The sequence below is a fragment of the Phycisphaerales bacterium genome, from assembly GCA_035627955.1.
Taxonomy (GTDB): domain Bacteria; phylum Planctomycetota; class Phycisphaerae; order Phycisphaerales; family UBA1924; genus JAEYTB01.
Genome location: DASPKU010000019.1, coordinates 278,855 through 296,644 on the forward strand (window position 1 = coordinate 278,855; position 17,790 = coordinate 296,644).

General features: G+C 67.7%; 13 protein-coding genes and 2 tRNA genes. 2 read left to right on the forward strand and 13 right to left on the reverse strand.

The window, feature by feature from the left end:
- Nucleotides 1-90: 90 nt before the first annotated feature.
- On the reverse strand, nucleotides 91-1,155 hold the full coding sequence (locus VD997_15820; GenBank protein ID HYE63460.1) for a DUF58 domain-containing protein: 1,065 nt from the start codon (nucleotides 1,153-1,155) through the stop codon (nucleotides 91-93).
- A 391-nt stretch (nucleotides 1,156-1,546) separates the two neighbouring features.
- Between VD997_15820 and VD997_15825 the strand changes: the two genes are divergently transcribed.
- Nucleotides 1,547-3,343, forward strand: coding sequence for an ATPase, T2SS/T4P/T4SS family (locus VD997_15825; protein ID HYE63461.1), 1,797 nt, complete (start codon nucleotides 1,547-1,549; stop codon nucleotides 3,341-3,343).
- 60 nt (nucleotides 3,344-3,403) lie between these two features.
- Nucleotides 3,404-5,203 carry a hypothetical protein gene (locus tag VD997_15830; GenBank protein HYE63462.1) on the forward strand — a complete coding sequence of 600 codons (1,800 nt, stop codon included), beginning with the start codon at nucleotides 3,404-3,406 and terminating at the stop codon, nucleotides 5,201-5,203.
- 140 nt (nucleotides 5,204-5,343) lie between these two features.
- On the opposite strand, the gene rplI is transcribed toward VD997_15830, so the two are convergent.
- From rplI to VD997_15890, 12 genes are all read right to left on the reverse strand, one after another.
- The gene (gene rplI / locus VD997_15835; GenBank protein ID HYE63463.1) at nucleotides 5,344-6,090 is read right to left on the reverse strand and encodes a 50S ribosomal protein L9; all 747 of its coding nucleotides are present in this window, start codon (nucleotides 6,088-6,090) and stop codon (nucleotides 5,344-5,346) included.
- Between the two features lie 167 nt (nucleotides 6,091-6,257).
- Nucleotides 6,258-7,715 carry a serine hydrolase domain-containing protein gene (locus tag VD997_15840; protein ID HYE63464.1) on the reverse strand — a complete coding sequence of 486 codons (1,458 nt, stop codon included), beginning with the start codon at nucleotides 7,713-7,715 and terminating at the stop codon, nucleotides 6,258-6,260.
- Nucleotides 7,716-7,823: 108 nt separating this feature from the next.
- Nucleotides 7,824-8,339 (reverse strand): single-stranded DNA-binding protein, encoded by a 516-nt coding sequence (gene ssb, locus VD997_15845; GenBank protein HYE63465.1) that lies wholly within the window; start codon nucleotides 8,337-8,339, stop codon nucleotides 7,824-7,826.
- A 166-nt stretch (nucleotides 8,340-8,505) separates the two neighbouring features.
- Nucleotides 8,506-8,961, reverse strand: coding sequence for a 30S ribosomal protein S6 (rpsF, locus tag VD997_15850; GenBank protein HYE63466.1), 456 nt, complete (start codon nucleotides 8,959-8,961; stop codon nucleotides 8,506-8,508).
- Between the two features lie 102 nt (nucleotides 8,962-9,063).
- The gene (pth, locus tag VD997_15855) at nucleotides 9,064-9,708 is read right to left on the reverse strand and encodes an aminoacyl-tRNA hydrolase (GenBank protein ID HYE63467.1); all 645 of its coding nucleotides are present in this window, start codon (nucleotides 9,706-9,708) and stop codon (nucleotides 9,064-9,066) included.
- A gap of 68 nt (nucleotides 9,709-9,776) precedes the next feature.
- Nucleotides 9,777-10,541, reverse strand: coding sequence for a 50S ribosomal protein L25 (locus tag VD997_15860; GenBank protein ID HYE63468.1), 765 nt, complete (start codon nucleotides 10,539-10,541; stop codon nucleotides 9,777-9,779).
- Between the two features lie 57 nt (nucleotides 10,542-10,598).
- Nucleotides 10,599-11,594 carry a ribose-phosphate pyrophosphokinase gene (locus VD997_15865; GenBank protein HYE63469.1) on the reverse strand — a complete coding sequence of 332 codons (996 nt, stop codon included), beginning with the start codon at nucleotides 11,592-11,594 and terminating at the stop codon, nucleotides 10,599-10,601.
- Nucleotides 11,594-12,400: a sugar phosphate nucleotidyltransferase gene (locus tag VD997_15870; GenBank protein HYE63470.1), complete on the reverse strand. Its 807-nt coding sequence runs from the start codon at nucleotides 12,398-12,400 to the stop codon at nucleotides 11,594-11,596. The genes VD997_15865 and VD997_15870 overlap by 1 nt, the downstream gene beginning before the upstream one ends.
- Before the next feature lie 118 nt (nucleotides 12,401-12,518).
- Nucleotides 12,519-12,589: transfer RNA gene (locus VD997_15875), tRNA-Gln, on the reverse strand.
- 295 nt (nucleotides 12,590-12,884) lie between these two features.
- Nucleotides 12,885-14,048 carry a hypothetical protein gene (locus VD997_15880; protein HYE63471.1) on the reverse strand — a complete coding sequence of 388 codons (1,164 nt, stop codon included), beginning with the start codon at nucleotides 14,046-14,048 and terminating at the stop codon, nucleotides 12,885-12,887.
- Between the two features lie 138 nt (nucleotides 14,049-14,186).
- Nucleotides 14,187-17,576 carry a DEAD/DEAH box helicase gene (locus VD997_15885; protein ID HYE63472.1) on the reverse strand — a complete coding sequence of 1,130 codons (3,390 nt, stop codon included), beginning with the start codon at nucleotides 17,574-17,576 and terminating at the stop codon, nucleotides 14,187-14,189.
- 72 nt (nucleotides 17,577-17,648) lie between these two features.
- Nucleotides 17,649-17,721: transfer RNA gene (locus tag VD997_15890), tRNA-Lys, on the reverse strand.
- Nucleotides 17,722-17,790 lie beyond the last annotated feature (69 nt).

A 17,790-nucleotide genomic window follows, 5' to 3' on the forward strand; every position in this document is an offset into this window, starting at 1 on the left:
AGTGGCCAAGTGGCAAAGTGAAAGAAGGCGGCCATGTACGACGATTGCGCACTTTGCCACTCTGCCACTTGGCCACTTTGCCACTTCTTCTCAGGCATACTTGCTCCGCTTGATCATCGCGTTGCGGCGGGCCACGAAGTGGGCCAGGGGCGGGCCGAGCCAGTCGTGGGTGTTGATCTTCTGGTAGTCAAAGCCCATGCCGCGGACGAGCTTCTCGACGGAGCTCTGGTGCTCGTTGAAGACCTCGAGGTAGGCCTTGCGGAGGGCCCGTGGGTCGACGCGGAGGATGGGCTCGCCCTCGAGCCCCTCGAAGGGGGCTGTGTCGGTGAAGCCGAACTCCTCCTCGGCGCGGTCGAGCACCTGGAAGACGAGCAGGTCGTGGCCCGCGTGCTTGAGCTGCGCGAAGGTGTCGCGGATGGGCTCGACGTCGATGAACAGGTCGCTGATGAGGGCGATGAGGCAGCGGTTGGTGAGCTTGCCGAGCACCTGGTCGATGACCCGCCGGAAGTCGGTGCTGCGCCCGCGGTTCTCGGTGTTCACCGGGTGCGTTGCGAGGGCGCCCACGATCTGCCGCCACGTGCCCTGGCTGCTGGAGCGGCGGACCATGGCGCGGACCTCGTCGGCGAAGACGACCATGCCCACGCGGTCCCCCTGGCGGAGGGTGATGTAGGACAAGGCCGCGGCGAGGGCGGTAGCGTGGTCGAACTTGGTCCAGTTGCTGCGCCCGTCCATGCTCTTCTTGATGCCGACACCGGAGGCGTCCTCGAAGCTGCGGCTGCCGTAGTTCATGGAGCCGGAGGAATCCACGAGCACGATCAGGTCGAGGTTGGTCTCCTGCTGGTGCTGCTTGAGGTGCAGCTTGTCGGTGCGGCCGTAGACCTTCCAGTCAAGGTGCCGCAGGTCGTCCCCGGGGACGTATGGGCGGTGCTGGGCGAACTCGACTGACAACCCCTGAAAGGGCGAGCGGTGCACGCCGCTGGAGAAACCCTCGACGATCATCTTGGCCCGGAGCTCGAAGCTGGCCAGGCGGGCGAGGGTCTGCGGGTGGAGGTAGAGCGACGCGTCAACCTCGGGCAATGCGGGGCGATCGGCCCGCCCGCTCGTGGTGGGCTCGGCGGCAGTGGGGGTGTGGGTAGTAGGCTGTGGGTCGGGCATCGGTGGTGGTGGATGGTAATAGACCAGCGGGCTGGCGGTTGTTCGGTGAGTGCCCGATGAGGGGAAATGGTGGGGGTGCCCCGCGGAACTCCGTGGGGAACCCCTTGCGGGGTGCAGCCTCTGCTTCGGTGGGGCTGTTCAAAAGGATGGAGTAGACGGCCAGTTGCGTCCGGAGTTCAAAGAAAGTTGGAGGGACCCCGGGAGGGCCGGTCTGCGAATGGCGCTGGGCCTGACCGGGACCGATTCGGCACAACCGCCGCGGTTTGGTACTCTGGAGGGCCCAACGGGAGGCGACCCGGTGTGCCGGGTCTTCCCAGCCGGGTGACACTACAGTCGGTCCACGCGCCTGCTCGGGCGTGCTCTGTTCACGAAAGTTCGAAGAGTCATGCACATGCAACACCTGACGACCGCGATGGGGCTCAGCCCGACCCTGGGGCTGGAGGGGTTCTTCCTCATGAACCTCTGGAAGCCCTTCCTGATCCTGATCCCCTTTGTGCCGTGGGCGCACGTGGTCTCGCGGGTGCTGGACAAGCACGCGGCCCGGTTCTTCCTGAACCGTGACGCCTGGAACATGGTGCACCTGGTGACCGGCCTGGTGGCCCTGATCGCGGTGCTTGCGCCGTACACCAAGAGCGAGGCCTCGTTCTGGATCGGCTGGGGCATCATGATCGTGCTGCTGGTGGCCGACGTCATCGTGTTCGCACTGGTGGCGAACAAGGACGAGCGTGTCCCTGCCGAGCACCACCTGAAGCTGGACTTCTCGTCGCTCGCGGCAAAGCGCGAGGCCAAGGCCGCGGCCAAGCTGCAGGGGAAGGTGGAGCTGGTCCTCAAGGGGCCGGACAAGGTGCTGGTGCCGGCCCCCAACGGCGAGACGCCGGAGTTCGCGGTTCGGCTCGCTGCGGAGCAGGTATACATCAAGGCGACCAGCGCCCGTGCCTCGCAGATCGACATCCAGCCCTCGGGCAAGGAGGGCGTGTACGCCGTGTCGTACCTGGTGGACGGCGTGCGGAGCCAGCCCGAGCCGATGCCCGCGGCAGAGGCGATCAAGGTCATGGACTTCTGGAAGTCGGTGGCCAAGCTCGACGTCAATGACCGCCGCAAGAAGCAGGTCGCGGACATCGCGGTGGAGCGCGGCGACAGCCGCAAGAAGGTGCGCCTCACCACCATCGGCGGCCAGGGCGGCATGCGCGTGACGATGCTGTTTGACCCCGAGTCGCAGGTCCGCCGCAAGGGGGCCGAGCTGGGCCTGCTCGAGCCGCAGATGAAGGCGCTGCAGGACATCATCGCCGATGCCCACGGCGTGGTGCTGCTGGGCGCGCCGCTCGACGGCGGGCGCACGACGACGATGTACTCGGTGCTCAAGATGCACGACGCCTACACCAAGAACGTGCAGACCATCGAGATCGACGTGCAGGACGCCCTCGAGGGCGTGCGACAGAACAAGTTCGACCCGCAGGCTGACGGGGCCGAGTACTCGACGCTGACGCGGACGATCATGCGGCGCGACCCTGACGTGGTGGGTATCGCCGAGCTGCCCGACCCCGCGACGGCGAAGGAGATCGCCCGCGTCGATCAGGAGCGGACCCGGACCTACGTGTCGCTCAAGTCCGAGAGCGCGATGCAGGCGCTGCAGACGTGGATGAAGGCGGTGGGGGACCTGGAGCAGGGCAGCAAGTGCCTCCGCGGCGCCGTGGGGCAGAAGCTCATCCGCAAGCTGTGCATCAACTGCCGCGTCGCGTACCAGCCCTCGCCGGAGATGGTGAAGAAGCTGGGCCTGCCGCCGGACAAGGTGAAGCAGCTGTTCAAGAAGGGCGGGCAGGTGCTGATCAAGAACAAGCCCGAGGTCTGCCCGATCTGCGGTGGCATTGGCTACATCGGCCAGGACGGCGTGTTCGAGGTGTTCCCCATCGGCCCGGCCGAGCGGGCGCACCTCAAGGCGGGCGACTGGAACGCCCTCAAGGTCGAGTTCCGCAAGGCCGGCCTGCCGACCATCCAGCAGGCGGCCCTCAAGAAGGCCATCGACGGGACCACGAGCGTGGAGGAGGTCCTGCGGATCACCACCGACGGGCAGCAGCCCGCGCCGGCGGCGGCTCCCGCAGTGGCGGCGCCGGGCGCGGCCAACGGCCAGGCGGCTCCCGCGGCGAAGCCCGCGACCGCTCAGAATCCCAAAACCCCCGCCAAGGCCTGACGGTACAACGCCCAGTCGACCGAGCCGCCGATGGCGGCACATGCAGCCGGAGTCTGAACCATGACACTGAACCTGTTCGTCCTCGCGGTGACGCTCTTCGTGGCGTACATGTGGGTGATCCGCGGCTTTTTCTCCGCGCTGATCCACCTGGTCTGCACGGTGATCGCCGGGGCGGTCGCCTTCGGCGTGTGGGAGCCGGTGTCGTACTGGATCCTGGAGTCGGCGCCAACCACGGGCGTGGGCGCGCACCTCACGGGGATGGCGTGGGGCATCGGCCTGCTGGTGCCCTTCGCCCTCACGCTCGGGCTGCTGCGGCTGGGCGTTGACCAGCTGCTTCCGGCCAACGTGGTGCTGAGCCAGAAGCTCAACTACGCGGGTGGCGCAGTGTGCGGGATCATTGCGGGCGTGCTGACGGGCGGCATCGTCGCGATCGGCCTCGGCTACTTCCGCACCAACATCGAGTTTGGTACGCCGGTCAAGTACGTGAGCGGCAACCTCAAGCGGACAGGCGCTCTGTGGCTCCCCATCGACAAGATCACCGCCGAGGTGTACGGCAACCTTTCCGAGCGGGCCTTCCGCACCGGTGAGCCCCTGGCCAAGTGGCACCCCGACGTGCACGAGGAGGGCGGCACGCTGCACCTTACGGCATTCGACGGTAAGAACCGCAACACCACGCGGCTGTCCGACTTCGAGGTCATCTCCCGCTTTGCGGTAGGCGAGAGCGGCAAGGGCAAGTTCAGCAGCTATCTGACCGACCAGTGGAAGGCCGGCACCGTCCAGCGCGTGTTCGACCTCGACGGCAACCCCTTCCCGGAGAACTCGACCATCGAGGGCCTGGTGGTGAAGTTCAAGGCCACCGCCCGCGACAAGGACGGCAAGTTCTCCATCGGCGCGGCCCAGACGCACCTGCTGCTGGAGAACGCCGATGGCGACACCATGCGGGTGCACCCCATCGCCGTTTCCTCGCAGGCCCAGTCGGACAAGGCCGACCTGTACGGGCGCTGGTGGCTGGACGCAGAGGGCACGTTCATCGCGTCGGTGGGAGCGGCCGCGGAGCCGATCTTCTCCTTTGAGTACCCCTGCCCGCCCGGCTACAAGCCGATCGCGGTCTATATCAAGGGTGCCCGCAGCCTGATCGACAGCTCCAAGAAGCCCAATGTGGTGTTCCGCAGCGCGGCGGAGCGTGACGGCGCGATCGCCTCGGGATTCAAGACCCTGGGCAACGTGGCTCCCGTGAACGACCTTGACCTGTCCGAGGCGGCGCCAGCCGAGCGGGTGAAGCAGGCGGGCACGCCCAACCCGCCGCTGGATCGCCTCAACGTGAGCGACATCCTGCCCTTCACCATCCAGAAGGGCACGCACGACCAGCTCGAGATCGACGAGGAGAAGGACAAGAACATCGTCATCAACGGCGAGGTGAAGCTCAAGGCGGACATGATCAACGCGGCCCGCGGCATCGACCGCAAGCTGGAGATCAAGCGCCTGCTCGTCGCCGAGGATCAGGTCATCGTGCAGGTCGACGCCTCGGACTACGCACAGTGGAGCATCCTCCACCGGGCGTTCGTCAACCAGGAGGGCAACGACGTGCCCACCCTGTACGACCAGAACAACGTCCCGTACGTTCCCGTCGGCTGGGCGTACCAGGACGAGACCATCCTGTGGCTGCGGTATACGCCGGGCAACCCGATCACCAAGTTCGACGAGTTGCCGCGCATGAGCGCGAGCCGCGCCGGGCAGAAGATCACGCTGCTCTACCGCGTGAGCCGCGGCGTGTCACTGAAGCACTACGGGTGCGGCAAGAAAATCACGCGGACGATCGAGCCGCCCTTCCTGCTGGACCAGCGGATGGGCGCTTACTGATCGGGCCTGCCCGATCCGGGCGAGCCGGCGACGAAAAGAAAGAAGCCCCGGGCGTGATGCTCGGGGCTTCTTTGTTTTACTCGGGCTGCCTAGAGGCCGGACCATCGAGATGAGGGCATCTCGATGGCACGTCCGAAGGGTTACTTCTTCTTGGCCTTCTTCTCGCCACCGTCGCTGGCCTCGGGCTTGGCCTTCTTCTCGGCCTTGTCGGACTTCTCGGCCTTGTCCGCCTTGTCGCCCTTGGCCTTCTTCTCCCCCTTGGCGGGGGCGTCGGCCTTGGCTTCGGTGGCGGCGGGCTTGCCCGCGCCCCACGTGCCACGGGTCGCCTTCGCGGCCTCCTCGGCGGCCTCCTGACGCTTCATGGCGCTCTGGGCCTCCGTCTCGGCGCCGGCAGCGCCGGCGGGCTCAGCATCCTTGTCGAGCTCGAGCTCGCGGTCGGGCTTCACGTGCAGCTTGATCACGGAGTCGAGGTCGCTGTCGAGCTTCACGTGCACGTCGTAGTTGTCGATGCGCTTGATGGTCTGAGCGATGCGGACATCCCGGGGCTTCACGGAGTGGCCCATCTCGCTGAGGGCCTTAGCCACGTCCTGCTGCGTGATCGCGCCGTAGAGAATGCCCATGTCGTTGCAGGAGCGGATGAGGGTGACCTCGACGCCCTGCAGCTTGCCGGCGAGCTCCTCGCGGGCCTTGCGCTGGGCTGCGAGCATCTTCTCGGCCTCGGCGCGCTTGCCGGCGAGCTGCTTGACCAGGTCATCGCTGGGGGTGGTCGCCAGGTTGCGGGGGAGGAGGAAGTTGCGGGCGTAGCCGGTGCGGACGTTGACGACGTCCCCGACGATGCCCAGAGCCTCGACGTTCTCGGTGAGCAGCAGCTTGACAGACTTGGCCATGGTGGCTGTCCTTTCCCCTGTGCGGGGGCAAAGTTAGGAGCGGGGCGCGGCGACAGGCCGCGTGCCGCCCCAACGGTGGGCGGGAGTGTAGGCGGCCCAGCCCGCGGGATCGTTGGGCTGGCGGCAACCTGCTGGGGTCGGGCCGGTTAGGGGATGGAGGCCCTGACTCAGGGCTTCCGCTGGCCTGCGAACTCGCCCCTCGGGTTCTTGAGGGTGAGGCTGGTGGCTCTGCCATCATTCATGGTGAAGGTGAACTCGGCATCGCTGTCCTGCTCGTGAACGAAGCGGTGCTCGCCCCTCTTGAAGAACCGGAAGGGTCGGTTGCCGGCGCGGTGACCGACCAGGTTGCCGTCCTGCGGGTAGACGCGCAGGTCGAAGGTGCGACCGCCGAGGTTGAAGGTGAAGGTGCCCTCGTACTGGGCAAGCTCCTCTGGGGTGAGCAACGCGGCGGGCGGCGAAAGGCCCAGGGCGGCACTGACGACCGTTTCTCCGGCAAGGTTGGGCAGCACTTCCCGTCCATTGGCAAGAACGACCACTGTGAGGTCTTCGCCGGGCCAGTAGGAGACGAAGGCGCTGAAGCCGCTGCCGTTCCCGCCGTGGGAGAAGGCGGGGCGGCCGAGGCGGGTCATGACCTGAGTGCCCAGGCCGTACTCGGCATGATTGCCGTTGTTGAGTGTCGCGGCGGTGGTCATTTCCTTCAGCGACTCGGGGCTGACCACCTTCGCGGAGTGGAGCAGGTGCGTCCACTTCACGAGGTCGTTGGCCGTGGAGTAGAGCGCACCTGAGGCGCCGGGGATGTCGGGGCTGAGGTAGCGGGCGTTGACGAACGCGCCGTTCTCGTCGAAGTACCCGCGCACGCGGCGCGGGACGATCTCGCGGAATGATGTATAGCCCGTGCGGGTCAGTCCCAGCGGGTCGAGCAGCTCACGCTTGAGGAACTCGCGATAGGGGACGCCAGAAACGCGCGCGATAACCTCGCCCAGCATGACGTACCCCGTATTGCAATACGCGTACTTCGACCCGGGCTCAAACTCCAGCGGCAGGTCCTTCACGATCCCGGCGATGTCGGCGTACTTGACGTCGACCTTGGCGGCGAGTTCAGACGCTCGCCCCTGGTCGATGAAGTCGGGGATGCCCGAGGTGTGCGAGAGCAGGTGGCGGATGGTGACCGCCTTGTACTGCTCGGGCGTATCGGGCAGGTAGGTGCGGACGGGCTCATCGAGCTTCACCTTCCCGGACTCGACGAGCTTCATGATGGCCGCGGCGGTGAACTGCTTGGTGACGGACGCGATGCGGAAGGCCGAATCCGTGGTGACGCGGACGTCGTTCTCAATGTCGGCGCGCCCGTAGCCGCGGGCGAAGACGACCTCGCCGGCGCGGCCGACCGCGATGCACACTCCGGGCGCTGCCCCACGCGCGATGATCCACTTGCACTCGGCGTCGGCCGCGGCCTCGAGGCGGGCGAGGTCGAGGGGCGTCAGCTTCGGCTGGACCGGTTCAGCCTGCGGTGAGGCGGTCGGCGAGTGCTTCGGCGCGTCTTGTGCGAGCGTGGCGGCAGGAAAGGCAGACCCTGCAGTGATGAGGAGAGCGGACAGCCAACCCCGACGAGAACCGATCGAGCGCATGCAGCGGACTCCGGCCGACGCACCCCTTCGTGCGGCCGTGGTCAGTACATCCGCGGGCTCGCGCGGGTTCGGCTGAGCCCTACTCAGATATTCGCGCGGGAGTACCGCTCAGAACGGGATGTCGTCATCGCCCATGGGCGGAGCCGCGGGAGCGGAGGGACGGGCCGCGGGGGCCGGTGCCGACTGGCGCGGGGCGGGGGCGTTCTGGCGCGGGCCCCAGTTTCCGCCGCCGCTGCTGCGGGACTGGCCGCCCCCTTCCTCCATATCACTGCCGCCACCGCCGCCAGGCTTGCTGTCCACGAAGTGGAAGGCGTCGATAACGACGACGTGCTTGGAGCGCTTCGCCTTGGTCTCCTTGTCCTCCCACTGATCGAGCTTGAGCCTGCCTTCGATGAGGATCGGCCGGCCCTTTGAGAAGTACTGGTTGATCACCTCAGCAGTCTTGCCCCACGCTTCGCAGTCGATGAACATGACCTCTTCGCGGGTTTCACCTTCGGGTGTCTTCCACTTCCGGTTGGTGGCAATGCCCAACTTCGCGACCGCCATGTTGCCCGCCGTGTGACGGAGCTCGATGTCGCGGGTGATGTTGCCCATGAGCATGACTTTGTTGAGCGAAGAGGCCATGGCGGTTGTTCCTGTGTTCGAGGTGCGAAAGTAAGAGTACGGTGAGCCTATCGGATACCAACCGGGGTGTCCATGGTCGCATAGAAAAGCCCCCCGGACGGCCGGGGGGCTTCTCGTGCACGGGTTGTCGGCTGGGCCTAAGTCAGGCCCTGCCAACGGGTAAGGCTCAGGCCTCGTCGCCGGCTTCGCCCTGGTCCTCGCCGGCATCGGCAGGGGCCGCGGCGGCCGCGACGGGGGCGGGGGTCGCCGGGCGCTCGGCGCGGAGCTTGGCCTCGACCTCGAGCTCCTTGCGGGCGTCGGCGGCCTGCATCTGCTCGCCGGTCATGTGATCGGCGCGGAGGATGAGTGCGCGGAGGATCTTCTCCGAGAGGTTGCAGTCGCGCTCGATGTGGGCGACGTCCGGGCCGGGGGCGCGGAAGTAGACGAGGATGTAGAGGCCGCGCTTCTGGCCGCGGATCTCGTAGGCGAGCTTGCGCTCATCCCACTTGCGCATCGCGATGACCTCGGCGTTGCCGCGGGCGAGGATCTCGTTGATGTGCTGGATGACGCCGGTGAGGTCGGCCGCGACGTTCTGGCCGATCAGGAACATTGCCTCGTAGTTGTAAGAACGCTTGGTTGCCATGTGCTTTCCTTGAGTGTGTCTCTGCTTGAGTGAGTGTCTGGTATCGGGAGTGAACTCGGGAAGGCCCTCGCTGACGCTCGGGCTACCTGCTGGTGCAGGTTGCTACGTCGTGTCGGTGGGGCGTTCCTTTGGCGGGCTCTTCTCCCGCTGGGTTTCGCGTTGGGGTCCCGCGTTGGCGAAGTTCATCGCGGCCTCGAGGCCCTTGCCGGCGAACACCTCCACGGCCTGCTCGGCCTTGGAGAGTGCTCCTTCCAGCAGCGGCTCCTCCTCCGAGGTGAATCGCCCGAGCACGAAGTCGGCCTGGTCCATGAAGGGCGGCTTGCCGCCCGATGGCTGGAGGCCGACGCCGATGCGCAGGCGCGGGTACGCGTCGCTGCCGAGGAGCTGCTGGATGCTCGTGAGCCCGTTGTGCCCACCGGCGCCGCCGCCGGGTTTGAGGCGCACTGCGCCGGTAGGCAGGTAGAGGTCATCGACGATCACCAGCAGGTCCTTCGCGGCATCGACCTTGAAGAAGCGGACCGCCTCGGAGATCGACTGACCGGAGCGGTTCATGAACGTCGTCGGCTTCATGACCAGGACCTTCTCGCCCCCGAGTGAAAGCTCGGTGGTCGCGGCCTGGAAGCGGGCCTTCGCCGGTTCGCCCCGCCCGTGCTTGGCGCACAGGCGGTCGGCCACCATGAACCCGGCGTTATGCCGCGTTCTGGTGTACTGCGATCCGGGGTTGCCTAGTCCGACGATCAGTTTCATGACTCCGGTGACGGTCTCCAGGGAGGTTCAGTGCACGACCATCCAGAGCGATGATCGTGGCACACTGATTACTTCTTCTTGTCGCCACCCCCGGCGGGCTTGGCGGCGCCGGCGGCCGGCTTGGCGTCCTTGCCGCCAGCAGCGGGCTTCGCGGCCGCGCCACCCTTGGCGTCCTTGGCTGCGCCTGCGGCGCCTTCCTCGGCCTTCTTGGCGGTGAGGACCTCGGGCTCGGCGGCACCGGCGACGGTGCTGGCCTCGGCGGTGACGACCTCGGCCTGGACGACGATCTGGGCGACCATCGCGTGCTTGTCGGTGATGAGCTTCATGTCCTCCCTGGGGAGCTTGACGTCGGCGGCGGTGATGGCGTGGCCCACGTCAAGGTCGGCGACGTTGCACTCGATGAAGTCGGGCAGGTCGACGACTCGGCACTCGATCTCGAGCTCGGCGGTCGGGTGCATGAGGATGGCGCCGGCGGTCTTGAGGCCCTTGGCCTCACCGATAAGGTGAATCGGCACGCGGGTCTTGACGCGCTCGTTGAGGTCCACGCGGGCGAAGTCGGCGTGGACGATGTTGGTGCCGAGATAGTCGAACTGGAGCTCCTTGAGGAGCACGATCTGGTCCTTGAAGCCGTTCTCGAGCTCCATGCGGAAGACCTTCTCGCCGGCGGTGATGTGGCGGACGGTCTCGCGGGCCTCGACGTACACGGGGATGGGCTGCTCGCCGTGCCCGTAGACGATGGCGGGCAGGCCGCCCTGCTTGCGGATGCGCTCGCAGTAGCGGGAGCCAAGGCGCTCGCGCTTCTTGGCGGTGAGGAGGGGTGACTTCTCGTGCATGGATGCTTCCTTTCTAACGCTGTATAGGTCCTCTAGGACCTATAGGACTAATGGGACTTACCTCTTGGGACCGGCCGTGTCCTTGAACAGGGCGCTGACAGACTGATTCGTGTGGATCCGCAGGATCGCCTGGCCCAGCAGCGAGCCGACGCAGAGCTCCACGAGCTTGCTCTTGAGCGGCTTGGTGCGCTCGCTGAAGGGGATGGTGTTGCAGACGACGACCTTGCTGATGGGGCTGTTGACGAGGCGCTCGACCGCCGGGCCGACGAGCACCGGGTGCGTCGCGGCGGCGATGACGTCCTTTGCTCCGCGATCCATGACCAGCTTCGCGGCCTCGCACACGGTGCCGGCGGTGCTGATCATGTCGTCGAACATCAGGACGGTCTTGTTCTTCACGTCGCCGATGAGGTTGCCCGTCTCAACCTTGCTGCCGCTGAGGCGGCGCTTGTTGATGATGGCCAGGTCGCCGTTAAGGCGGTTGGCCATGCCCTCGGCGACCTTCACATTGCCGACGTCCGGGCTGACCAGGCAGAGGTCGCCGAGCTCTTCGCGGCGCTCGCGGAAGTACTTGATGAACTCGGGCGTGGCGGAGAGGTGATCGACGGGGAGGTCGAAGAAGCCCTGGATCTGGGCGGCGTGCAGGTCGAGGGCGAGGACGCGCTGGGCGCCCGCGGCGGTGATGAGGTTCGCCACGAGCTTGGCGGTGATGGGCACGCGCCCCTCGTCCTTGCGGTCCTGGCGGGCGTAGCCCATGTACGGCATGACGACCGTGATGCGGCCGGCGCTGGCGCGACGGAGCGTGTCGATGAAGATCAGCAGCTCCATCAGGTTGTTGTTGACGGGCTCGCAGGTGCTGATGACGACGTAGCAGTCCTTGCCGCGGACGTCCTCGTCGAGCTTGACGAAGATCTCACCGTCGGGGAACTCGGTGACCCGGGCGCCGCCGGGCTGCATGTCGAGCACCTGGCAGATGCGCTTGGTCAGCTCCGTGGTGGAGCGGCCGCTGAAGACGATGAGGTTGCCGTCGTCGACAACGCTGGAGCGGGCGGGCATCAGCGGTTCCCTCCTGGAATGGCCGAGGCGGTGGGGGCGGCGGGCGCGACGTTGTTGGCGGGGCGGCTGCGGTAGATCGCGTCGACCTGCGCCAGGTCATCGGGCGTGTTGATCGAGAGCACATCCTCGGGCGGCACGGCGTCGATCACCTCGACGCGCTGGCCGGCGCTCATGAGCAGCGCGGGCACGTCGGTGATGTAGTACTCGTTGGTGACCGGGTTGCGGGTGACGCTCTTGAGGGCATTGGCGAGGTGGTGGGCGTCGAAGCAGTAGTAGCTGGGGTTGACCTCGCGGATGTTCAGCTGCTCGGGGGTCGCGTTCTTCTGCTCCACGATGGCGACGAAGGCGCCGGTACGGTCGCGGACGATCCGGCCGTAGCCCTGGGGGTTATCAATGACGCTGGTGGCGAGGGTGGCCGCGGCCTGCCTGCTGCGGTGGCGGTCGAGCACGGCCTTGATGGTCGCGGGGCGGATGAGGGGGCCGTCACCGCAGAGGACGAGGGTGTCGCTGCCGGGCTGCCCGCTCTCGCGGGCGAGGAGCGGCATGGCGCACTGCACGGCGTGCCCGGTGCCCAGCTGCTGGTCCTGCACGGCATATTCGACCTGCGGGTAGCTCTTGAGGGCGTCGCGGACGAGCTCCTGCTTGTGGCCGACGACCGCGATGATTCGCCCGCAGCCGGCGGCGAGGCAGGCATCGACGACAGCGCACACCATCGGGCGTCCACCCACGGGGAAGGCGACCTTGGGCAGGTCCGACTTCATGCGGGTGCCCTTACCAGCGGCGAGGATGATGGCGGTTGGCTTCATGGGTGCAGTGGGTACCCCGCCACTCCGTGGCGGTTCTTTGGTGTGCCTCAGTTGTCAGCGGTGTGATGCTCAGCAGAGCCGCCGCGGAGCGGCGGGGTACCCATGGGTACCCAAGAAGCTGGTCGACCAGGATTCGAACCTGGACAAACAGAACCAAAATCTGCTGTGCTACCGTTACACCATCGACCAGTAAAAGCCCGAGTAGCAGGCTTGGGCGAGCCTCCGTTTGACCGTCGCGGGGCGTCGTGCCTCGCGGGCGGTGGGACCAGGGACCACAGTCGCGGTCCGCTGGTCAGCCGACGAATCGGCGGAGGCGGGGCCGCGGCACGGGCGACCACCCACAAGGGTGATTGCCGGAGCTGGACAGTCCATCAGCCGCGATGGGACCGCCCCTGGCCGCGCCTCGGGTCGTTTTGACCGTCCGTCGCGGCGGGCTCCAATGGGACCGGCAAGTGTAGGCAGCGGGGCACGGGGGGGCGGGGTTTCAGCCCGGCATGTCGTCGCCTTCAAGCTCGGCGTCGTCGACAACAGGCTCCCTCGGAGCGGGCTCCATATCGGCAGGCTCGTCGGTCTTCCGCGCGGCCTCGCTGATGGTGTTGTAGCAGCTTGCCAGGAGCCCGATGAGCGGGAACTGGGCAGTGGTGAAGGGTGAGGGCCCCAGACGGCGAAGCAGCGGGTGGCTCACGGCGGGCGGGTCGAGCGGGAGGTCGATGTCGTGCAGGCCGGGGCCGGCGTCCCAGAAGCGCTCGGCCGCTTCCTCGAGGGTGGGGAAGGTGACGTCGGACACGCCCGGCACGCGCTGCGGGTAGACGGGCACGGAGATTCCGGCGATGCCGGTCATGGTGCGGCGCTGGCGGAGGCGCTCGAGCAGGTCCTTGCCCTCAACGCCGCGGAGCGTGAACATCAGGAAGGGCTCGGTGGCGAGCTTGTGGGCGAGCAGGTAGGCGAGGCAGCACACGTGCTTGCACCACGGGCTGTCGTTGGTGTCGCTCCAGGTGGGGGTCTCTTTGACGGGCTGGCCAGTGCGGGCGGCGATGGCGCGGGCCGCGGCGGCGGTGGCCTCGGCGTGGGCCTGCATCATGGCGCGGCAGTCGCACGAGACAGTGAGCTCGGCGGGGTCGGTGGGGAAGAGCTTGAGGCCGAGGGGGCCGAAGATGTCCTCGATGTTGGGCGGGAGCTCGCCGGCGAGGAGCTTGGCGGCGTAGATCGCGCCCTCGCTCATGGCCTCAACGACTTTGTCCCACTGCTCGGTGGTGAAGGTGCTGATGCTGATTGTGGTGGTGTACGGGCGGTCGGAGCGGCCCTGGACGTTCCCGACCACGCTGCCCGGGCCGATGGTCATGCGCTTGGTCTGACCTTGGCGGGCGTAGTCGAGGCCTTCGATCAGCGGCTGACCGACGACGGCTTGTTCGAGCACGCGGAGCCAGCGGTGGGCGGTCCAGGCGGTGGGGGAGGCGGGCGGGGCGATGTCGCCGGCGGGGACCTTGAGGCCGCCGCGGACCTTGCGGGGCTTGGCGGGGAGCGGGCGCGGGGCGGGGCGGAGGGGCGGCTGCATGCCCGCGGGCGCGGGGCGCTCGGGGCGGGCCATCGGCGGCGTATGTCGCTTGGGGCCGGAGGCGGGTTGCGGGGTGGGCGTCGGGTCGTTCACGAATGGTTCCGGGGCATCGGGCAGGTCAGGGCCAGTCTGTAGGGTTGGCAGAGGCCCTGTTGGTGTCCAGCGAGAGGGGATGAAAGCGGGAAAACCCCTCACTGCGTTCGGGGCTCGTTTCGAACGGTCTTGATAGAACTACACCTCGTCGTCCACCGCGTCGTTGCGGAGGGTCAGGATGTCGCGGAGCTGGTCGGTGTTGAGCTCGCTGAGCCACTGCTCGCCGCTGCCGATGATGTTCTCGGCCAGCTCGGTCTTGCTCTCGATCATCTGGTCGATGCGCTCCTCGAGCGTGCCGCGGATCACGAACTTGTGCACCTGCACGGTGCGCGTCTGTCCGATGCGGTAGGCGCGGTCGGTGGCCTGGTTCTCCACGGCCGGGTTCCACCAGCGGTCGAAGTGGAACACGTGCGTGGCGGCGGTAAGGTTGAGGCCGACGCCGCCGGCGCGGAGGCTGAGGAGGAGGATCGGCGCGGTGCCGTCGGCCTTCTGGAAGCGGTCGATCATGGCCTGACGCTGCGGCTGGGTGGTGCCGCCGTGGATGAAGAGGATGTCCTTGCCGGTCTTGTGGCGGAGCATGGACTCGAGCAGGTGGCCCATCTCGCGGAACTGGGTGAAGATGAGGGCCTGGTCGCCCTCGGCGAGGAGCTCCTCGACCATTTCCATGGTGCGGATGCACTTGCCGCTACGCGACGGATCGGCGGGCTGAGTGGGGTTGTCGCCGAAGTCCTTGAGGATGAGGCTGGGGTGGTCGCAGATCTGCTTGAGCTTGACGAGCGCGGCGAGGACGAGGCCGCGGCGCTGCATGCCCTCGGCCTCATCGACCTCGTTGAGCATGCGCTTGACGCAGGACTCGTACATGGAGGCCTGCTCGCTGGTGAGGTAGCTGTACTCGCGGCTCTCGACCTTCTCGGGGAGGTCGGCGACGACGAGCGGGTCGCTCTTGAGGCGGCGGAGGACGAAGGGGCGGATGAGGCCGCGGAGCTGCTCGCCCCGCGACTTGTCGTGGTAGCGCTCGATGGGGACGGCGAAGCGGGTGCGGAAGTTGCCGGGGCTGCCGAGGTAGCCGGGGTTGAGGAAGTCCATGATGGACCACAGCTCGGTGAGGCGGTTTTCGACGGGCGTGCCGGTGAGGGCGACGCGCTTGAGGGCCTCGAAGCTGCGGACCGCCTGGCTCTGCTTGGCGGAGGGGTTCTTGATGTACTGGGCCTCGTCGAGCACGACGCGCCCCCACTTGACCTGGCCGAGCAGTTCGCGGTCGCGGTGGGCGAGGGCGTAGGTGGTGATGACCAGGTCGCTGTCCACGGCCTTGTTGAGGAAGTCGAGGCCCTGGAGGCGGCCGATGCCGTGGTGCACGAGGACCTTGAGGTCGGGGCAGAAGCGGCGGCACTCGTGGATCCAGTTGCCGACGACGGACATGGGGACGAGGAGGAGGGTGGGGGGGACGAGGGCGCGGGGAGTGGAGATGTCCTGCGACGCCGGGACTGAGGGCGCTTCGCCCGAAGTCGCGGGTTCTGGTGTCTGTTGCGTTGCGTCGTCACTGGTGCCCTGAACCCGGGACTTCGTCGAGGACTCCTCAGTCCCGGCATCGGGTGTGCCCACGAGCCTGCTCGCAACCGTCTCGCTCGTCTCAGTCGTGGCGGCGAGACGCTGCTGCTCCTCGGCGACTTCGCGCTCGTGGGCGATGAGGGCGAGGAGCTGCACGGTCTTGCCGAGGCCCATGTCGTCGGCGAGGCAGATGCCAAAGCCGAGGGTCTCCTGGAAGGCCATCCACGAGACGCCGCGGGCCTGGTAGGGGCGGAGCGTGCCGTGGAAGGACTTGGGCGGGGGCAGCTGTTCGACCTGCCGCGAGGAGGACTCGCTGTTCAAGAAGGCCTGGAGCCAGCCGCTGGCCTCGAGGCCGACCACGGGGATGCCGGTGGTCTTGAGGTCGCTGGCGTACGCCAGGCGCATGGCCTCGGCGAGGCGGATCTTGCCACCGGGGTTCTCGCGGATGAAGCGGATGGCGGCGTGCACGTCCTCGGGGCGGATCTCGACCCAGCGGCCATTGATGCGCACCAGCGGCGTGCGCTTGCTCGCCAGCTGCTCGAACTCGTGCAGCGAGAGCGTGGTGTCGCCCACGGCGATCTCCCACTTGTAGTTGATGAGCGACGCGAGGCCCAGCTGCGCCCGCGCGGCGTTGGTCATGCCGGTGCCTGTATCGCCGAAGGGATCGACGTTCTCGTCGCTCTCCAGGCGCAGCTTGGCGCCCAGGCGCGCGGTGGGGGAGTCCCACCACGAAGGGGCCTCGACACCGAAGCCCTGCTCAATGAGGATGGGCCGGACTTCGCGGAGGAACTCGTAGGCCTTGCGCGTGGAGACGTTGAGCGACTCGGGCTCGCTCTCTTCGAGGGCTTCTTCCAGGCGCGGGTAGAAGCGGGAGGCGCGCCCGAGCTCGCCCAGCAGCAGCTCCTGCGGCTGCTCGAGACGGCGGCCCATGACGGTGACGCTGTCGCCGGTGAGCAGCCACACATCGGAGGCGTCGAGCACGAGGGAGGGCTGGTCCACGCTCTGGAGGTGGAAGGAGAGCGTCCAGATCGGGTCCTCGGGGTCCGGCGTCTCAGCGCCCATGACGATCGGCTCGCTGAGACGGAGCATGAGGCGCCAGGAGGAGCTTGCGCCGCGCTCCTCGAGCACGCCGAGCCAGGCGCGGACGCGCTTGTTGAGCTCGGCGCGCATGCCGGGGTTGGCCTGGACGTGGGGCGTGGTGGTGAGCAGGCCGCGGAGCCACGCGACGTGCGGGTCGGTGACGGGCTTGTCCTCGACGCTCTCGGCGAAGTTCTCGGCCAGGAGCGGGCGGCGGCACTCGGCGTCGGTAATCGCCTGCAGGAAGTCCTCGGTGATCGCCCAGGGCTCGTGGCGGAAGCGGTCGGGCACGGCTCGCGCGGCGGGGGGCATCGCGGCAACGAGGCGCTGCACGCGCTGTGCCGTGGCCTCGTCGCTCACCCACGCCTCCCACTGCGCATCGAGCTCGCCGGTGGAGGTTTGGAGCAGGGCGGGGACGAAACGCTGCTGGCTCAGCAGATAGCGGGAGAGGCGGGCGGCCTGCGCGAAGTAGTCGAGGGTGGCACCGGCGGAGTATCGGCGGTCGCCGTTGGTGGCGAGCTCGGCCTCGTCGGCGAGCTGGTCGCTGATGGCGAGGAGAGCGCTGGCCGCGTGCTCGGGCTTGATGGCGAGAGCGGCGGCCTCGAACGCGAGCACATCAAGCGGTGCGCGGCCTTCGCCGTCGTCGGTCGTGGTGACCAGGCCCAGGAGACGAGCGAGGGTGGAGCTCGGCGCTGGTTTGCCGCCGCTCGCGGGCAGGCGCAGGCGCACGGCGGTAGACGCGGCGTCGGTCAGGCCGGGCAGTGTGCGGAGCGACTCGGGATCGGCGGCGAAGGGGTGGGGGGGTGTGCGCCCGGGCTCGGGTGCGGCGGGAGCGCTGGAGAGACGGTCGGGGTCCTCGGCCCAGAGGTGCAGGTGCCCCTCGGACCAGTTCGCGTGCAGCACCTTCGTCAAAGCCGTCACCTTCCCTGTGTCCCCACGGAATCCGTTCGCCGCACGCGGCGGCATCTACCAGAATGAGGGCGCAGGGACTCGAACCCTGGACCGACGGCTTAAAAGGCCGCTGCTCTACCAACTGAGCTACGCCCTCGTGCGAAGGACCCGGATAGTAGGTGGCAGCCGGGCCGTTTTTCGCCCGGGCGGGTTCGTTGGATTGCGT

Bases quoted from the DNA above. Each gene is read 5' to 3' on its own strand.
- VD997_15820 (HYE63460.1), bottom strand. From the start codon at position 1,155: ATGCCCGACCCACAGCCTACTACCCACACCCCCACTGCCGCCGAGCCC.
- VD997_15825 (HYE63461.1), top strand. From the start codon at position 1,547: ATGCAACACCTGACGACCGCGATGGGGCTCAGCCCGACCCTGGGGCTG.
- VD997_15830 (HYE63462.1), top strand. From the start codon at position 3,404: ATGACACTGAACCTGTTCGTCCTCGCGGTGACGCTCTTCGTGGCGTAC.
- rplI (HYE63463.1), bottom strand. From the start codon at position 6,090: ATGGCCAAGTCTGTCAAGCTGCTGCTCACCGAGAACGTCGAGGCTCTG.
- VD997_15840 (HYE63464.1), bottom strand. From the start codon at position 7,715: ATGCGCTCGATCGGTTCTCGTCGGGGTTGGCTGTCCGCTCTCCTCATC.
- ssb (HYE63465.1), bottom strand. From the start codon at position 8,339: ATGGCCTCTTCGCTCAACAAAGTCATGCTCATGGGCAACATCACCCGC.
- rpsF (HYE63466.1), bottom strand. From the start codon at position 8,961: ATGGCAACCAAGCGTTCTTACAACTACGAGGCAATGTTCCTGATCGGC.
- pth (HYE63467.1), bottom strand. From the start codon at position 9,708: ATGAAACTGATCGTCGGACTAGGCAACCCCGGATCGCAGTACACCAGA.
- VD997_15860 (HYE63468.1), bottom strand. From the start codon at position 10,541: ATGCACGAGAAGTCACCCCTCCTCACCGCCAAGAAGCGCGAGCGCCTT.
- VD997_15865 (HYE63469.1), bottom strand. From the start codon at position 11,594: ATGCCCGCCCGCTCCAGCGTTGTCGACGACGGCAACCTCATCGTCTTC.
- VD997_15870 (HYE63470.1), bottom strand. From the start codon at position 12,400: ATGAAGCCAACCGCCATCATCCTCGCCGCTGGTAAGGGCACCCGCATG.